Here is a 16,102-nt window from a genome sequence, read left to right as displayed (position 1 = left end):
TCACATACTTTTGAGGGCATACCTGAAACAGGTACACCCTCAGAGCTAATTAGAAACTAACGTTAACGTTCGCCCAATAGCGGCGTCCGTCTTCAACATCCCAGTTACCGCCTTTCTCATCAATCTTAGGCCCTTTCTCATTACCAATATTGAGCACCGCAAAGTTGAGTTTGGTATTTTTCAATAATTGATAGGTTGCACCGACATCCATAGTGGTATAACCACTACGGTAGCGAGCACCAGAATGACTATTCCTCTGCGCAGCCCAAATTTGCTTACCTTCATAGTGAGCGCGGGTATACAAAGTCAGGTCTTCATTGAAGTTCCAATCTAATTTTGCATTAGCGATGTGTTTTGGTGTTTTATCTAATGGGTATCCTTTCAATGAGGTCCCATTTCTTAGTTTCTCATCATCACTTTTACGTTCGGAATCAGTATAAGTGTAGTTTAAGTTAAGGTTCCAATCTTGTGCAAGAGGTATACCCGTTGCAACCTCGACTCCTTTAATATTGGCTTTACCAACATTGTCATATTGGTAGATAAACAGACCAGTGCTAGTTTCTTCTTTACCAGTCGCATAGCTCGTTAATTTATTTTTAAAATCAGTATTAAAGAAGGTTAAGCTTGCATTAAAGCCAGACTCATGGTTATAAGCAATACTGATTTCTTCACTAACGCTCTTTTCCGGTTTTAGGTCTGGATTACCATAAATAACACCTTTACCACCTTGGGTAGAGGTGCCATAACCTTTACTAATTTCACGCAATGTTGGTGCGCGAAAAGCAGAAGAAACGCCCCCTTTAATGGTGATTTCATCCGTCAGATAATAAACCGCATAACCCCTTGGGTTCCAATGGTTTCCATAGGTTTCGTGGTGATCTAAACGTAGGCCACCGGTTAAGATCAGATCATCTGTTGCAGTAAATTCATTTTCCACAAACAGTGCCGACTGCTCAACACTCATACTGTAATTTTCAAACTTTCCTTTTGAAACCAGTGAGCTATCTTTGAGCTTTGAGTATTGATATTGGCCACCGACTGTTAAGATGTTGTCGGGTAAAAACGCGACTACTTTACCATCTACAACTGTATTGGTAATTTCAGGGACACGAACTTCATAGCCTCCTTCCCATTTTCCTGTTTTTTCATTCAATTCTTGTGATTTAGTATGTCGTTTGGTTTGTTCTTGATAAACACTAAATTCTGTATTGAAATTGTTCCATTCACCTTTATAAGTCAATGCGGCATGGTTACGGTTATTATGTATCTCTGATTTTGGGTTTTTCTGCGCACCAGCACGGTTGGCATATTCATCGATAGATTTACCTGGAGTATCTCCCCTTTCCTGCGTGGTTCTACCCGCTTCTAATAAGAAAGTTTGGTTGTCCATTGGGGTAAATGTCAGTTTTGCGGTTAGGCTCTTATTATCTTTTTTATTATGCCCTCCAATTATCTTATCTTCTTGGCGATAGTCCCCACCACCATATAATTGCAGGCCGAGTTTATCTTGAATTAATGGGCCTGATAGGTAGAAGTTACCGTCGGTTGAATTACCGCTATCGCTATTTTCTTGGATAATCGCGCCTGTTGTCACACTACCGTGCCATTCATTGGTCACTTTTTTGGTGATGATATTGATAACACCACCCATCGCATCAGAACCATACAGGGAGGACATAGGTCCACGGATCACTTCGATGCGTTCAATCGCTTCGACAGGTGGCATAAAGCCCGCTTCAAAACCACCACTCCCATTTGGACGTGATTCACGGCTATTTTGACGACGCCCATCGACCAATATCAACGTGTATTCGCCGGGTAAGCCACGGATATTAATATCTTGTTTGTTGGCAGCACCAACGATACTTACCCCTTCCACGTCTTTAACCGCATCGGCGAGGTCACGAACAGGTTTATTTTGTAGCTGGTCTGCCGTGATCACAGTCACGCTAGCAGGAGCATCACGCAGTTGTTGCGAGAAGCCTGACGCACTGACGACCATGGTATCTGTTTTACTGTCTGCTGCTGTAGCACTAAATGAAGATAAAGCCGCACAAACACCGGCGGCAATCAGGGTGTAGTGATATTGCGAAGTCATAGTTATCCCTAGGAAATATAAATGAGAATGATAATTATATTGTTTGCGAATATTATCACTAAAACATATCAAAAATAAATAATGGGCTAACTAATTTATGAGCAATATTTGATCTCAGCTAAGAATTTTCACCTATAGTGTTCTCCCCCTTTTATCATTTTTACCAAGCTTAACGAAAAATTAAGGTTTAACTTTGGTTTATGGTGTTTGGGGATGCGCAAATTTACTCTAGTGCTAACGTTAACTAGAAAAATTTGAATTATATGAAACATACATTTTTAGCCATTTTATGCTGTTTTATTATGGCAGTGGCTCAAGGGGTACAAGCGGAAGAAATACGCTTAAGTGTGACGCATCCGCAAAAAATTAAAGTTGCGGATGCGGTTAGCCTTCCTGGCCAAGTTGTGGCGCGAAATGAAATTTCTATCGGTTCGCCATTACAGCAACAAATCGTCACCGCAGTATTTGTGGAAGAAGGGGAGTGGGTGGAGAAAGGCCAATTGCTTGCCACCTTAGAATCGCCAATCCAAAGTGCTGCTGTACAACAATTGAAAGCTGAAATTGATAAGGCCGCGGCTTATATCAAACAGCAAGAAGCACTCAGTAGGCAGTCACAAAGTGAGCTTCAGCGCTTGTCTCCGCTGGCTAAAACAGGAGTTATTTCAGCAAATGACTTTGGAAAAGCAAAAAACGAAGCTGCAGCGCAAAATGCACTTCTCACAGCAAGTCGGGCAGAATTACGCCAATTACAAGCCCAACTAAGGCGTGAGCAAAGCCAAGAAGATAAAGCAAAAATTATTGCGCCCGTTGCAGGTGTGATCAGCGAGCGCCATGCAATGAGCGGTACGCTATCTGATAACGCATTGTTATTTAAACTAATCGAAAATAACGAGCTAGAGTTTGAAGCCCTCGCACACCCCTCTGAATTAGCCCGCATCCTTGGGGATAACCCCGTTATGATGAAAGTGAATAACAATACGGTCATTTCGGGAAAACTACGTTATTTATCACCCAAAATAGAGGCTTTAACCCAATTAGGAAAAATTAGAGTGACGCTGACTGAACCCGTTCAATCGATGAGATTAGGGGAAACCGGGATGATGACCTATACCAATTCACCGCGTGAATACATATCACTGCCTTATAGTGCGATTCGTACGGAGCCTGATGGTCAACGTTTTATTTTTAGTGTGGCAAATGATGGGCGCGTAGAAAAACAACCCGTCCAAATAGGTAAAATTCAACATGGTCATGTTGAAATATTAAGCCCGTTAGCGGCTAACCTTGACGTGGTGACTTACGCTCAAGCCTTTTTATCTGAAGATGATAAAGTTGTTCCTGTAAGGGCACCGCAATGAAGCTACAGCTATCGTCTTGGGCGATAACGCGTCCAATCCCAACTATTGTGATTTTTTTAGCCCTGACAATCGCTGGGCTTTTCTCTTTTAATCAATTACCTATCACTGCGAACCCAGTGATTACCTTTCCGATTGTTACGGTTACTGTCACACAGGATGGCTCATCACCGACAGAGTTAGAAAATGCCGTCACAAAGCGAGTTGAACGCGCAGTTTCTGGGATCCCCGGTATCCGCCATATTACCTCATCGATTAGTGAAGGCGCATCAACGACAACCATTGAATTTGATTTAAGTGTTGATGCCCATGTCGCCACTAACGATGTACGTGAACAAATTGGGCAAATTCGTGGGGAATTGCCACAAACTATCGACGAACCGTTAATTAACCGTATTGATGTCGAAGGCGGGGCGATTTTACGTTATGCCGTTTCATCTGAAACCGAATCTATCGCCGATTTGTCTTGGTTTGTCGATGACACCGTGAGTAAGCAGTTGATTACTGTGCCAGGGGTGCAAAAGGTCAGTCGGTTAGGGGATACAGAGCGAGTAATTCGCATTGAGCCGGACGCAGATAAACTCGCTGCAATGCAGTTATCGATAGCGAGTATCAATGAAATATTAAAAAATAATCATCAGAATTCTGCTGGGGGAAATGCAAAATACAATAGGTTACAGCATACCATTCGTGTTTTAGGGGAAAAACAGGCAGTAGATGATATTAAAAACATCATGCTACCCATTGATAACCAAAAATCTGTCAGGTTGGGGGAAATCGCTAATATTTATGATGGCCATAAAAATGTGAAATCTATTTCGCAACTTGATGGTAAAGAGGTTGTCGGGTTTGCGGTATATCGTGCAAAAGGTTCTAGTGATACCAAGGTAGCTCAGGGCGTTGCACAAGCACTGGAAAAGCTACAAAAAGCCAACCCAAATGTTGAAATAAGCTTGGTTTCATCGACGGTCAAATATACGGAATCGAGCTTTACGCTAACGATTCAAACCTTATTAGAAGGGGCCTTTTTAACCATCGTTATCGTATTTTTCTTTTTGAAAAGCTGGCGAGCCACTTTGGTGGCAGCAGTGGCATTGCCTCTATCGATATTACCGACCTTTTTTATTTTGATGTTATTTGATTACAGCTTAAATAGCATCACATTACTGGCCCTGACGTTAGTGATTGGCATCTTAGTGGATGATGCGATTGTTGAAATTGAAAATATCCAAAAATATATTGAACGCGGTGAGCGGCCGTATCTTGCTGCATTGAAAGCCTCTGATGCAATAGGTTTTGCGATTGTTGCCATTACGCTAACGATTGTCGCGGTATTTTTACCCGTTAGTTTTATTGGCGGCTTTGTGGGGCAATATTTTGTACCATTCGGTATTACCGTTTCTGCCGCTGTGTTGTCTTCCTTGTTGGTGGCAAGGTTAGTTACGCCATTAATGGCAGCCTATGTATTATTGCCACAAAAAGGTGCCCATGAAGGCGTTAAAACAGCAAATTGGATAGCGCGTTATACCCGTTTTTTATCGATGACACTAAAACACCGTAAGTTCGCATCAATGCTAGCTGGTGGGTTTCTGTTTGGTTCAGTGGCGATAACCAGTTTTTTGCCTGTGGGGTTCATGCCAGATGGTGATATCAGTGTTAGCCAAATTAATATTGAGCTGCCACCGGGAACGCCTGTTGAGCAAACGCAGAAAAAAATTAATGAAATTGCCAAACAGCTAAAAGATAGGCCGGAAATTTTATCGGCCTACTCGATTGCCGGAATTGCGGATGACTCAGAAGGCGTTGCTCAGCACAAAGGCGAAATGATTTTAACCTTAACTGAGCCCAGTGAGCGTGAATTATCACAAAAAGAATTTGAGCTGGCTATCTCTGAGTGGTTAAGCCAAAAAACGGATGCACGTTACACTTTCAGCAACAGTAATGGGGGAAAAGAATTTTCGTTAATGTTTACAGGGAGTGACCCTGAACAACTCGAAAAATCGATGCAAAAATTGCGCGAGGCAATGGCAAAAATTGATGGGTTTAAAAATGTCCAAGTTATGAAACCGTTATTGCGTAAGGAATTGATTGTTAAACCTAATGTGGTAGATGTTGCCCGAACAGGCGTCAGTGTGGAAGAGATTGCAAACACACTACGCATTGCGACTATGGGGGAGGCAAATTCACGTAGCGCTAAGTTTAATCTGCCAGATAGGCAATTAGCCGTACAGGTGATTTTACCGGAGTCCCAGCAAAATAATATTGATGTGCTGAATAATTTATATGTAAGAAGCCAAAATGGGCAAAACGTCCCGATTAAATCTGTTGCTAATATTGACTCCAGTGATGGCCCTTCCCAGATTGAGCGAATTAATCGCCAAAGACAGATGTCGATAGAAGCCAATTTGGAAGGGCTCACATTAGGGGAAGCGTTAGATATTGTGGCGCAACTTCCTGAATATCAACAACTGCCACACAGTATTTCCCAAGTGGAATACGGTGATATGGAATATATGATTGATATGTTCGAACGCTTTGGCACTACGATGGTATTCAGTGTGTTATTGGTTTTCGCTATTTTAATCGTATTGTTTAAAGATTTTATTCAGCCGATTACCATACTGGTTGCCTTACCCTTTTCGATTGGCGGGGCAATTATAGCTTTAGTGTTATACGGTGCGATGATCGATTTACCTGTCATTATTGGTATTTTAATGCTGATGGGGATTGTGACGAAAAACTCGATTTTGCTGGTGGAATTCATTCTTGAAAAACAACGTTCAGGTATGGCGCGAGAAAAAGCGATTATTGAGGCAGGACAAGAGCGTATTCGGCCCATTATTATGACGACCTTTGCCATGATTGCAGGGATGATCCCCCTAGTACTAACAAGTGGGGCAGACGCAGGGTTTCGAGCCCCTATGGCCATCGCTGTGATTGGCGGCTTGTTGAGCTCCACGATCCTTAGCTTGTTGTTTGTCCCTGTGATTTATAGCTTGATGGATGATTTAAAACGTAAATTATTACCTCAGCTCGCCAAATTAACCTCAGTGACAAAAGAAGACCGCAATATTAAGCACTGGTAAAGGGATAAAAGCTGGCCGAAAGGCCAGCAATGACTCACGTACTTTGTTACTCTGTTAAGCATCGTATTGATGAGGCCAAAAATGAAAATCGAGACGATTAATTATATTAAAAAGCAAGCGGCAGCCCGTGATCAAAAATTAAAATCTCAAGTTAATAAATCATAAATATAGCCTAATAAATAGGGTTATTACATCAAAAAAAGAATATCAATAATTGAATGACTAATTGCTATCAAAAATAAATGTTATTTAATGTTTTTTATTTTTAATTCTTATCATTAATCTAATTAGGAACGGATTTGATTAAATTGATAATAAAAATCAATTTAACACCTAACTCAGTTTGTTTATAATTACTTGTTTTATATCAATGCATTAATGGTTTTTCGTTGGAATTGATTTAATTGTAAATTATTAGCTATTGCTTTATTACATATACTTCGTGAATATAGAGGGAGAATTAATATTGATTTCAGACCTTGAGAGTTATTATGAGTCAAGATACCCATTCAGAAATACACAATCAAAAAACGACGAATGAAAAACGTAGAACAATATGGATGGTGGTAGCCACAATAATTATCGTTCTATTATTTGTAGCCTATGGTGTTTATTGGTTTTTAGTTTTACGCTTTCAAGAATATACCGATGACGCTTATGTATCCGGTTTGCAGATCCCGATAGTTGCGCAAACAACGGGTAATGTGACTCAAGTTAACTTTGAAAATACTGACTTGGTAAAAGCGGGTGACGTATTGGTTGTATTGGATAAAACTAATGCCCGATTGGCATTTGAACAAGCCAAACATGATTTAGCAACAACTGTGCGTAAAACCAAAGAGCTGTATATCAATGGTGATGAGTATCAAGCGCAAATTCAAAAAAACCGGGTGACACTTGCGCAAGCGCAAAAAGATTATCAACGTCGTGTGGCGCTAGGGCGTAGCGGTACTATTTCGAAGGAAGACCTACAGCATTCGCAAGAAGCCGTACAACTTGCGCAGGCGGCTCTGGATATTTCTATTCAACAATATAATGCCAACCGTGCATTGCTGCGTAACACGGAGCTTAAAAAGCAACCGGCAATTCAGCAAGCGGCTGATAGCGTGCGCAGTGCGTGGATAAACTTACAACGTACTGAAATTAAAAGCCCGATGACGGGGTATGTTTCACGGCGTAATGTTCAAGTCGGTTCTCAAGTCAGCCCACAGAGCTCTTTAATGGCCATTGTGCCTGTTCAGCCTGTTTGGGTAGATGCAAACTTCAAAGAAACCCAACTGGAAAAAGTCCGTATTGGGCAACCCGTGACTATCAATAGTGATTTTTACGGAGAAGATATCGTTTATAACGGCACTGTTGTTGGGCTTGATATGGGAACCGGTAGTGCTTTTTCATTATTACCCGCTCAAAATGCAACCGGGAACTGGATTAAGGTGGTACAGCGTTTGCCTGTACGTGTTGAATTAGACCCTGAGCAGGTGGCGAAACACCCACTGCGCATTGGGTTGTCCATGAATGTCACGATAGATATTAAAGACCAAAATGGCCCTGTTTTAGCGGAAGTTCAGCGTACAGTACCGGCATTTGAAAGTGATGTGTTGGTCTTAAACTTAAGTGATGTCGACCACATCATCGACACCATTATCAGCGATAACGCAGACTAGCTTGAAAGGAGCCGTTGTGGCAGATATTCAACCACTTAAGGGTGCAAAACTGGTATGGGCAACGATTGCGTTGTCCCTTGCAACTTTCATGCAGGTGCTTGATTCCACGATTGCTAACGTGGCTATCCCGACGATTGCCGGTGATCTCGGGGTTTCCATGTCACAAGGAACATGGGTCATTACCTCGTTTGGCGTATCGAATGCGATTTCTATTGCGATTTCAGGTTACCTCGCGAAGCGTTTTGGTGAAATCCGTGTTTTCTTATGGGCAACGGCACTTTTCACATTATTTTCATTACTTTGTGGGTTTTCCGATAGCCTTGGTATGCTGATTTTATACCGCGTATTGCAAGGGGCTGTTGCAGGGCCGGTGATCCCGCTTTCGCAAAGCCTTATTATGCGTTGCTACCCGCCGAAAATGCAAAATATGGCGTTAGCATTTTGGTCGATGACCATCATTTTAGCTCCAGTGTTCGGTCCTATTTTCGGTGGTTATATTAGTGATAATTTCCATTGGGGCTGGATATTCTTTATGAATGTGCCTTTGGGAATTTTCGTCATTATTGTTGGCTCTATTATCCTAAAAGGGATGGAGTCGAAGATCGTGAAAGTCCCATTCAATGTGATTGGTTTGGCGCTACTTTCGGTGGGCGTTGGTTGCTTACAAGTTCTGCTCGACAAAGGTAAGGAGCTGGGATGGTTGGCGTCTAATGAAATTGTTATCTTAGCCGTTGTTTCAGCGATTGCATTGGTCTTCCTCGTAATTTGGGAACTTACTGACAAAAACCCAATTGTCGAATTATCGTTATTTAAATCGCGCAATTTTACCATCGGAACTATTTCTGTCAGTTTGGCATATATGGCCTATTTCGGCGCTATTGTATTGTTGCCACAGCTCTTACAGGAAGTGTATGGCTATACGGCAACATGGGCAGGGTTAGCATTGGCGCCCATTGGGTTATTGCCTGTGTTGTTCTCGGCTCCAGTGGCAAAATTATCCGATTTTCTCGATATCCGCTGGATAGTGACCTTTAGCTTTGTATTTTATGCAATTTGTTTCTTCTGGCGCGCGTATACGTTTGAACCGGATATGGGCTTTTCTGCTGTGGTTTGGCCGCAACTGGTGCAAGGGATGGCGGTGGCTTGCTTCTTTATGCCACTGACCACATTAACCCTTTCTGGCCTACCGCCCGAAAAACTCGCTTCAGCGTCGAGTTTAGCCAACTTTTTCCGTACCTTAGCGGGTTCAATAGGGACTTCCATTACCACAACGTTGTGGAGCGATAGAGAAGCCGTACATCATAGCCAATTAACGGAATTTATTACCGATTACAATCCTGAGTCTTTAGGGATGTATCAAGAAATGGCCGCTCATGGGCTGAGTACCGAACAGACTTCCGGTTTTATTGCTCAGCAAATTACTAGCCAAGGGTTAATTATTGCAGCAAATGAGATCTTCTGGTTATGCGGTTGGGTATTTATTGCGCTGATTATTACCGTTTGGTTTGCTAAGCCACCATTTGGCAGTAAAGCGAAATAATTAATGGATGGGGCTAAGTATTATAGCCCCATCTAGCTTATAGCTGGGATTTAGGAATAATATTCTCAAAACTTAGGGTTGGCCGGTTTGTTTCGACTTCTTTGAGCGGCTCGACTTCTTTAAACGTGTTTAAGCAGCGCGTGACTAAGTTTTGATAATCTTTAGTTCCGCTGGTTTTCCATGCAATTTCTTTTTCTGATAATGTGCGAAGTACTTTTGCAGGCGTACCAACGATAAGACTATTATCAGCAAATATCGCCTCGGCTTTGATAAAGGCGCAAGCACCGACAATCGAGTTTTCGCCAATTACTGCTCCATCCATAATCACACTGTTCATCCCGACTAAAGCATTACGCTTGATATGGCAGCCATGTAAGATAGCCCCATGGCCAATATGCCCATTTTCCTCGACGATCGTTTCATACTGTGGGAAACCGTGCATGACACAATTATCTTGCACGTTTGCGCCATCTTTGATGATCAATCGGCCAAAATCGCCACGTAAACTGGCATTTGGGCCAATATAGACATTTTTACCAATAATAACATCTCCAATCACTACCGCAGTAGGGTGGACAAAACTTTCAGGGCTGACGACTGGCGTAATGCCATCGATTTGATAAAAAGGCATATGGGCTCCTGTAATAGAGGTTTTAGGCCGCGAGCTCTCGGAGTACACCACCAAAGCGGCGATAGTAAGCGCTGGATGGTTGAGGAAGTTCACCAACCGTACTTTCGCACTGTTCAGAAACGTATTGGGTCGCGGCTTGGTCGATACGCTGATAAATATTGGTGCAAAGGTGGCGTGCAATATGACCTTCCCATTGTGTGGGAAGGAGCTCGTCTGGCAATAATGGGTCTTTTAACGTGACACGACGATAGAAATGGATCAGCAATAAACGTAATTGAAAGCTGTGTTCCGGGGAAATTTGCGCATCAATATTTTCTTTAAGCAGTAATGCGAGTGGCCTAAATAATGAAATAAACTGGTGATAGTGTTCTGAAATTTCTTGCAAAGACCAAGCATGGGAAACCAGTTCTTTGAGGTTTTTTTCTGAGCGGCTATAGGGGTAATCTGCGTGAAAATAAATTGTATTTTCAGTCGCATTGAGTTCATTGAGTAGCGTAGCTACATCACTTTGTGCACAGCTTGGTGCCGCCATGAGTGAGGTATTAAATTGCCCGAAACCGAGCCAACTAAGTTCCTTTTTTAGCCTGATTTTTTCATCTTTTTCAGCGGTTTCAAGAAGGAGTAAATCCCACTTTCCATCCCAATCAGGTTGTTCTGCGAGATAAATTTTATTTTCTGCACGGCGAAATCGGCTTTGCCCACGCTCAGAAATACGGTAATAGCTGCGACGGCCGATTTTTTCTGTATCAAGCCAACCTTCTTTTTGTAAGCGGAAAACAGACGTTCGGACAAAACGATCAGTAAAACCCATCGGCTCTAACAGCTTAGTTAAGCTTCCTAACCACACTTCGCCACCACGATGGTGCAAAGCATCACCATATAGTGAGCTAATTAAAGAGGTGCCGCTAATAGGTTGGCTTGCTATTGCATGTTGTATGAATTGGTTAAGTTTATTTTCCATTTATATTTCATCTATAAAATTTATGTATCAGAAGGCTTACTGAATAGTAGACATAAATTTAAAGGTTGTCTTCCATTACCTGTTTTAAACACTTTCTCAGAGATTAAGGCATATCAGAGTAGTTCATTCCAATATGCCTTAATAATTTGAATTAAATCGCAATTCTAGTATCAATTACTCGTTCTGCTTTGCCTTGAGAACGGGGGATATCACCGCAATTTACAATACTAATACGGGTGCTAATACCCACCATCGATTTGATTCGGTGCTTTAAATGGTGGCAGATATTACAGCGTTCATCATAAGTGAGCTGTTCAGGGTGTTTGAGCTCAACACGGACAGATAAATTGTCCATATTGCCTTGGCGACCAATCTCTAATTGGTAATGAGGAGAAAGTTCCTTAAATTGCATGATTTGTTCTTCAATCTGAGAAGGGAACACATTCACGCCGCGAATAATCATCATGTCATCTGAACGACCGGTGATTTTACCAATTCGACGCATATTACGGTTGACCCCTTGCATGAGGTGGGTGAGGTCGCGAGTTCGGTAACGGATAACAGGCATAGCTTCTTTTGTAAGGGTAGTAAACACTAACTCACCATGCTCACCCGCCCCTAATGTTTTTAAGGTATTGGGGGAAATAATTTCTGGATAAAAATGGTCTTCCCAAATCGTTGGGCCGCTCTCGCCTGAATCCGCGCACTCCATAGCAACACCGGGCCCCATTACTTCAGATAAACCATAAATGTCTAATGCTTTGATACCAAGGCGGGTTTCAATTTCAGTTCTGAGGGATTCAGTCCAAGGTTCTGCACCAAATACGCCTAATCTAAGTGAGCACTTACTAGCATCTCCACCCATGATTTTCTCAAGTTCATCAATAATACTTAAGCAGTACGATGGGGTTACCATGATCACATCGGGTTTGAAATCCGCGATTAGTTGCGCTTGTTTTTCAGTTTGCCCACCAGACATAGGAATAACTGCGGCTCCTAGGCGCTCCGCACCATAGTGGGCACCTAGCCCTCCGGTGAATAAGCCATAGCCGTAAGCAACATGGACTTTATCGCCTCGGACAGTGCCTGCAGAGCGTAAACTACGTGCGATCAGGTCAGCCCAGTTATCGATGTCTCGTTGGGTGTAACCCACCACCGTTGGGCGGCCAGTAGTTCCCGAAGAGGCGTGAATACGGATGATTTGGTCCATTGGCACGGCAAAGGTGCTAAATGGGTAGTTTTCACGTAAATCCTGTTTGGTCGTGTAAGGGAATTTTTCGATATCACTCAGTTGTTTGAAATCGTCAGGGTGTACACCCGCATCATCGAATTTTTTACGATACATGGGTACATTTTCATAGGCGTGAGTGAGTGTCCACTTCATTCGAGAATACTGTAAAGACTCGATCTCATCCCGCGATGCAAATTCAATTGGGTCGATGCTATCTTGTATATTGCTCATAATTGCCTGTCCTCATAATTATTATGGTTACCAGTTCACGCTAATCAATGACGTTCCTGGTATAAGCCTGAGCAGGTGTAGGGTTTCAGGCTGTTTTTTATTTGTAATAAGACGTTGTTCAGACTCGTTCAATAATCATTGCTATCCCTTGGCCAACGCCGATGCACATGGTGCATAATGCATAACGACCTTGTTTGCGGTGCAGCTCATTGATAGCAGCAATAACAAGCCTTGCCCCACTCATTCCAAGTGGATGACCTAGCGAAATTGCCCCTCCGTTAGGGTTAACGTGTGAGGCGTCATCAGGTAAACCAAGCCCCCTTAAAACGGCAAGTGCTTGTGCGGCAAAGGCTTCGTTTAATTCGATAACATCCATTTGTTTGATGGTGAGACCTGCCATTTTTAATACTTTTTGCGAAGCAGGCAGCGGGCCGATGCCCATCAACCTTGGCTCGACTCCACAAGTAGCTGTAGCGATGATACGAGCCCGTGGTGTTAACCCTTGCTGCTTGGCAATCGTGTCGGATGCGATAATCAGTGCGGCAGCCCCGTCATTAACACCGGAGGCATTACCCGCTGTTACCGTTCCGTTATCGCGGAATGGCGTTTTTAGTTTTTGTAGTTGTTCAAAAGTCGTTTCTGCTCTTGGGTGTTCGTCTTCGCTGACGACGTATTCACTTTTACGCTGTTTGACCGTAACAGGGATGATTTCTTGCGCAAAAATGCCGCTAACTTTTGCAGTTTCGGTGCGTTGTTGGCTGCGCAATGCAAAAGCATCTTGGTCTTCACGGCTAATTTTGTAGGTTTCAGCCACATTTTCCGCAGTTTCTGGCATCGAATCTGTGGAAAACTGTTGTTCCATTAGTGGGTTGATAAACCGCCAACCAATAGTGGTATCAAACACTTGCGCTTGGCGTGAGAATGCAGATTCTTGTTTGCCCATGACAAACGGTGCTCGGCTCATGGACTCAACACCTCCGGCAATCATCAGCCCAGACTCCCCAGCTTTGATGCTTCTTGCCGCTAATGCAATGGCATCTAGCCCAGAGCCACATAGGCGGTTAATGGTGGTTCCAGAAACGGAAACAGGGAGCCCGGATAACAGCCCAGCCATACGTGCCACATTACGGTTGTCTTCTCCTGCTTGGTTTGCGCAACCCAAAATAATGTCATCAGTCAATGACCAATCAAGTTGTGGGTGCCTCTCCATTAGGGCTTTTAATGGCACTGTGGCAAGGTCGTCAGGACGTAATGGTGACAAAGCGCCACCGTAGCGGCCAATTGGGGTGCGGACACCATCACAAATAAACGCATCTATCATGATTGTTCTCCTGTTAAACGATGGCCTAACCGATGAGAACGACCGTGGAATAGCGCGAGTGTTTTGCCATCTTGGTTCGTTATCTCGACTTCATATAAACCGTTGCGTTTGCCTTGGTGTTGCATTGTGGCGGTGGCGGTTAGTAAGTCACCTTCAAAACCGGGACGAATAAAATCAATGGAACACATTGAGGCAACAGCGGCATGCCCTTGGCTATTACAGGCGTAGGCAAATGCAGTGTCGGCAAGGCTAAATAGCTGCCCACCGTGGCAGGTTTTATGACCGTTAAGCATTTTTGCTGTGATAGGCATTTTCAATTGCGCAAAGCCCTCTTCGACTTTTTCAATGGACATACCCATAGCTTTTGCGCATGCATCATCACGGTACATAATGTGAGCTGATTGCTGAGCTAGCGTCTCGTTTGGCAGTGAAATCATGGTATCTCCTTGAAAGTTAAAGATTGATAACCCGCTGCTAATTGCCTTAAAAGCGGGTTCGGCCGATAACGGGTGTCCCCATAAAACTGAGCCAAATTTTCAAGAACTGACAGCACGCGTTGCCAGCCTAGTTGCATACCCCAAGCAAGTGGGCCTTTGGGGTAATTCACCCCAAAACACATGGCATTATCGGTATCTAAAGCAGTTGCTATCCCCTTATTGACGATATCTAACGCTTCATTGCATAACATCGCGACCGTTCTCATGGTTAACAGCGCTGGGTAGTCGGGTAATACAATCACGTGTTTCCCTAATGATTGAAAAAACGCGATAGCTTGCTGGTTTTGTTGCGCATTATTTTGTGCTGCACAGCTTAACGTGATGGTTGTTGCGGCAAGGTAATTTGCCGATAAGTCAAAATGCACGACGGCTTGTTTTTGTGTTTGCGCATGTGATGATGTCAATTCACCATTCGTTAACATAATAATAACGTCATTAACAATAAGTGTCGGGGATTGTTCGGAATGTTGTGTTAATCCTTCGAGAGAGATCCCATTTTCAGTTAAAAGCTGCGCAAACTCAGGAAATATCTGCCAATCGCCACGAGCTTTTATATTTTGAGGTTGGTCAAGGTGGATTTTTTCTGCAACGGAGGGTAAAGGTTGAGGTTTATTATCATCATAATGATAAAACCCTTGCTTCGATTTACGGCCTAAATGACCAGCTTGGACTAATTCCAATTGCATTAATGAGGTTTGAAAGCGTGGGTCATAGCCGAAGGCCTGAAATACCGACTCAGTCACTGCATAGTTCACATCATGGCCAATCAAATCAGTTAGTTGTAATGGCCCCATAGCGAAACCCCCTGCGTCACGTATTGCGCTGTCTAATGTGGCAGGAGACGCAATTTGTTCTTCAAGGGCACGTAATGTTTCAGCGTAGAATGGTCTGGCGACACGATTAACAATAAAACCAGGAGTTGAACGACAAACTACAGGCACTTTTCCAAATGATAGTGTCAATTCTTTCAGCTGTTTTATCACTGTATCTGATGTTTCTAGCCCACGGATCACTTCAACCAATTTCATCACGGGAGCAGGGTTAAAAAAGTGTAACCCTGCAAGGCGCTCAGGATGTGTGAGTTGTTTACCGATTGCGGTAATTGATAAAGATGAAGTATTACTAGCAAAAATGGTTTTTTCGTTACAAATGCCTTCAAGTTCACTGAAAATAGCTTGTTTGATTTCAAGTTTTTCAGCAACAGCTTCTATTACCAATTGTGCATCCGACAGTGCCGAGAGGCTTTTTGCCACTGCAATTTTTGCGATAATCGCCTCAGTGACCTCGGGTTTTGCTTTTCCTTGCTCAACACGTTTGCGTAAACGCAGGGTCATCGTTGACAGACTATGGTTTAAGACATCTTGGTTAACATCAAACAACAAGACACGTAAACCCGCGCTCGCGGCAACTTGCGCTATACCAATCCCCATGGTTCCAGCGCCAATTACCGCGACGGTGTTGATGGTTAAATTCAAAGGTAAGGTCAT

General features: G+C 43.1%; 11 protein-coding genes. 4 read left to right on the top strand and 7 right to left on the bottom strand.

The features are described from left to right. Positions 1-49: 49 nt before the first annotated feature. Entirely contained in the window at positions 50-2,098 is a 2,049-nt protein-coding gene (locus PR800_RS08740; RefSeq protein ID WP_272530577.1) for a TonB-dependent receptor domain-containing protein, read from the bottom strand. Between the two features lie 263 nt (positions 2,099-2,361). Here PR800_RS08740 and PR800_RS08735 point away from each other — a divergent pair, with 263 nt between their 5' ends. The 4 genes from PR800_RS08735 to PR800_RS08720 all read left to right on the top strand — a co-directional run bounded on the left by PR800_RS08735 (position 2,362) and on the right by PR800_RS08720 (position 9,743). Further along, a complete protein-coding gene (locus PR800_RS08735) occupies positions 2,362-3,456 on the top strand; it encodes an efflux RND transporter periplasmic adaptor subunit (protein ID WP_272530576.1) in 1,095 nt (364 codons plus the stop codon). Next, complete coding sequence (locus PR800_RS08730; RefSeq protein WP_272530575.1) at positions 3,453-6,539, top strand: efflux RND transporter permease subunit; 3,087 nt, start codon at positions 3,453-3,455, stop codon at positions 6,537-6,539. Before PR800_RS08735 ends, PR800_RS08730 begins: the two co-directional genes overlap by 4 nt. A 491-nt stretch (positions 6,540-7,030) precedes the next feature. Beyond that, positions 7,031-8,203 carry a multidrug efflux MFS transporter periplasmic adaptor subunit EmrA gene (gene emrA, locus PR800_RS08725; RefSeq protein WP_181490006.1) on the top strand — a complete coding sequence of 391 codons (1,173 nt, stop codon included), beginning with the start codon at positions 7,031-7,033 and terminating at the stop codon, positions 8,201-8,203. Positions 8,204-8,219: 16 nt separating this feature from the next. After that, complete coding sequence (locus PR800_RS08720) at positions 8,220-9,743, top strand: DHA2 family efflux MFS transporter permease subunit (protein WP_102138781.1); 1,524 nt, start codon at positions 8,220-8,222, stop codon at positions 9,741-9,743. Between the two features lie 37 nt (positions 9,744-9,780). Here the strand turns inward: PR800_RS08720 and paaY are convergent, their stop codons facing one another. From paaY to PR800_RS08690, 6 genes are all read right to left on the bottom strand, one after another. Further along, positions 9,781-10,374, bottom strand: coding sequence for a phenylacetic acid degradation protein PaaY (gene paaY / locus PR800_RS08715; protein ID WP_166266062.1), 594 nt, complete (start codon positions 10,372-10,374; stop codon positions 9,781-9,783). A gap of 22 nt (positions 10,375-10,396) precedes the next feature. Continuing rightward, the gene (paaX, locus tag PR800_RS08710; protein WP_102138783.1) at positions 10,397-11,335 is read right to left on the bottom strand and encodes a phenylacetic acid degradation operon negative regulatory protein PaaX; all 939 of its coding nucleotides are present in this window, start codon (positions 11,333-11,335) and stop codon (positions 10,397-10,399) included. A gap of 151 nt (positions 11,336-11,486) precedes the next feature. Beyond that, positions 11,487-12,797, bottom strand: a complete 1,311-nt coding sequence (gene paaK / locus PR800_RS08705) for a phenylacetate--CoA ligase PaaK (RefSeq protein ID WP_094960845.1) — start codon at positions 12,795-12,797, stop codon at positions 11,487-11,489. Between the two features lie 118 nt (positions 12,798-12,915). Beyond that, entirely contained in the window at positions 12,916-14,118 is a 1,203-nt protein-coding gene (gene pcaF, locus PR800_RS08700) for a 3-oxoadipyl-CoA thiolase (RefSeq protein WP_272530574.1), read from the bottom strand. After that, positions 14,115-14,555 (bottom strand): hydroxyphenylacetyl-CoA thioesterase PaaI, encoded by a 441-nt coding sequence (gene paaI / locus PR800_RS08695; protein ID WP_206276022.1) that lies wholly within the window; start codon positions 14,553-14,555, stop codon positions 14,115-14,117. The genes pcaF and paaI overlap by 4 nt, the downstream gene beginning before the upstream one ends. Further along, positions 14,552-16,102, bottom strand: coding sequence for a 3-hydroxyacyl-CoA dehydrogenase (locus tag PR800_RS08690; protein ID WP_102138792.1), 1,551 nt, complete (start codon positions 16,100-16,102; stop codon positions 14,552-14,554). Before PR800_RS08690 ends, paaI begins: the two co-directional genes overlap by 4 nt.

The organism is Providencia sp. PROV205 (assembly GCF_028479505.1).
GTDB classification, from domain to species: Bacteria; Pseudomonadota; Gammaproteobacteria; order Enterobacterales; family Enterobacteriaceae; genus Providencia; species Providencia huaxiensis.
The sequence above is the reverse complement of the archived record's forward strand: the minus strand, read 5'-3'. Positions and strand labels throughout refer to the sequence as shown.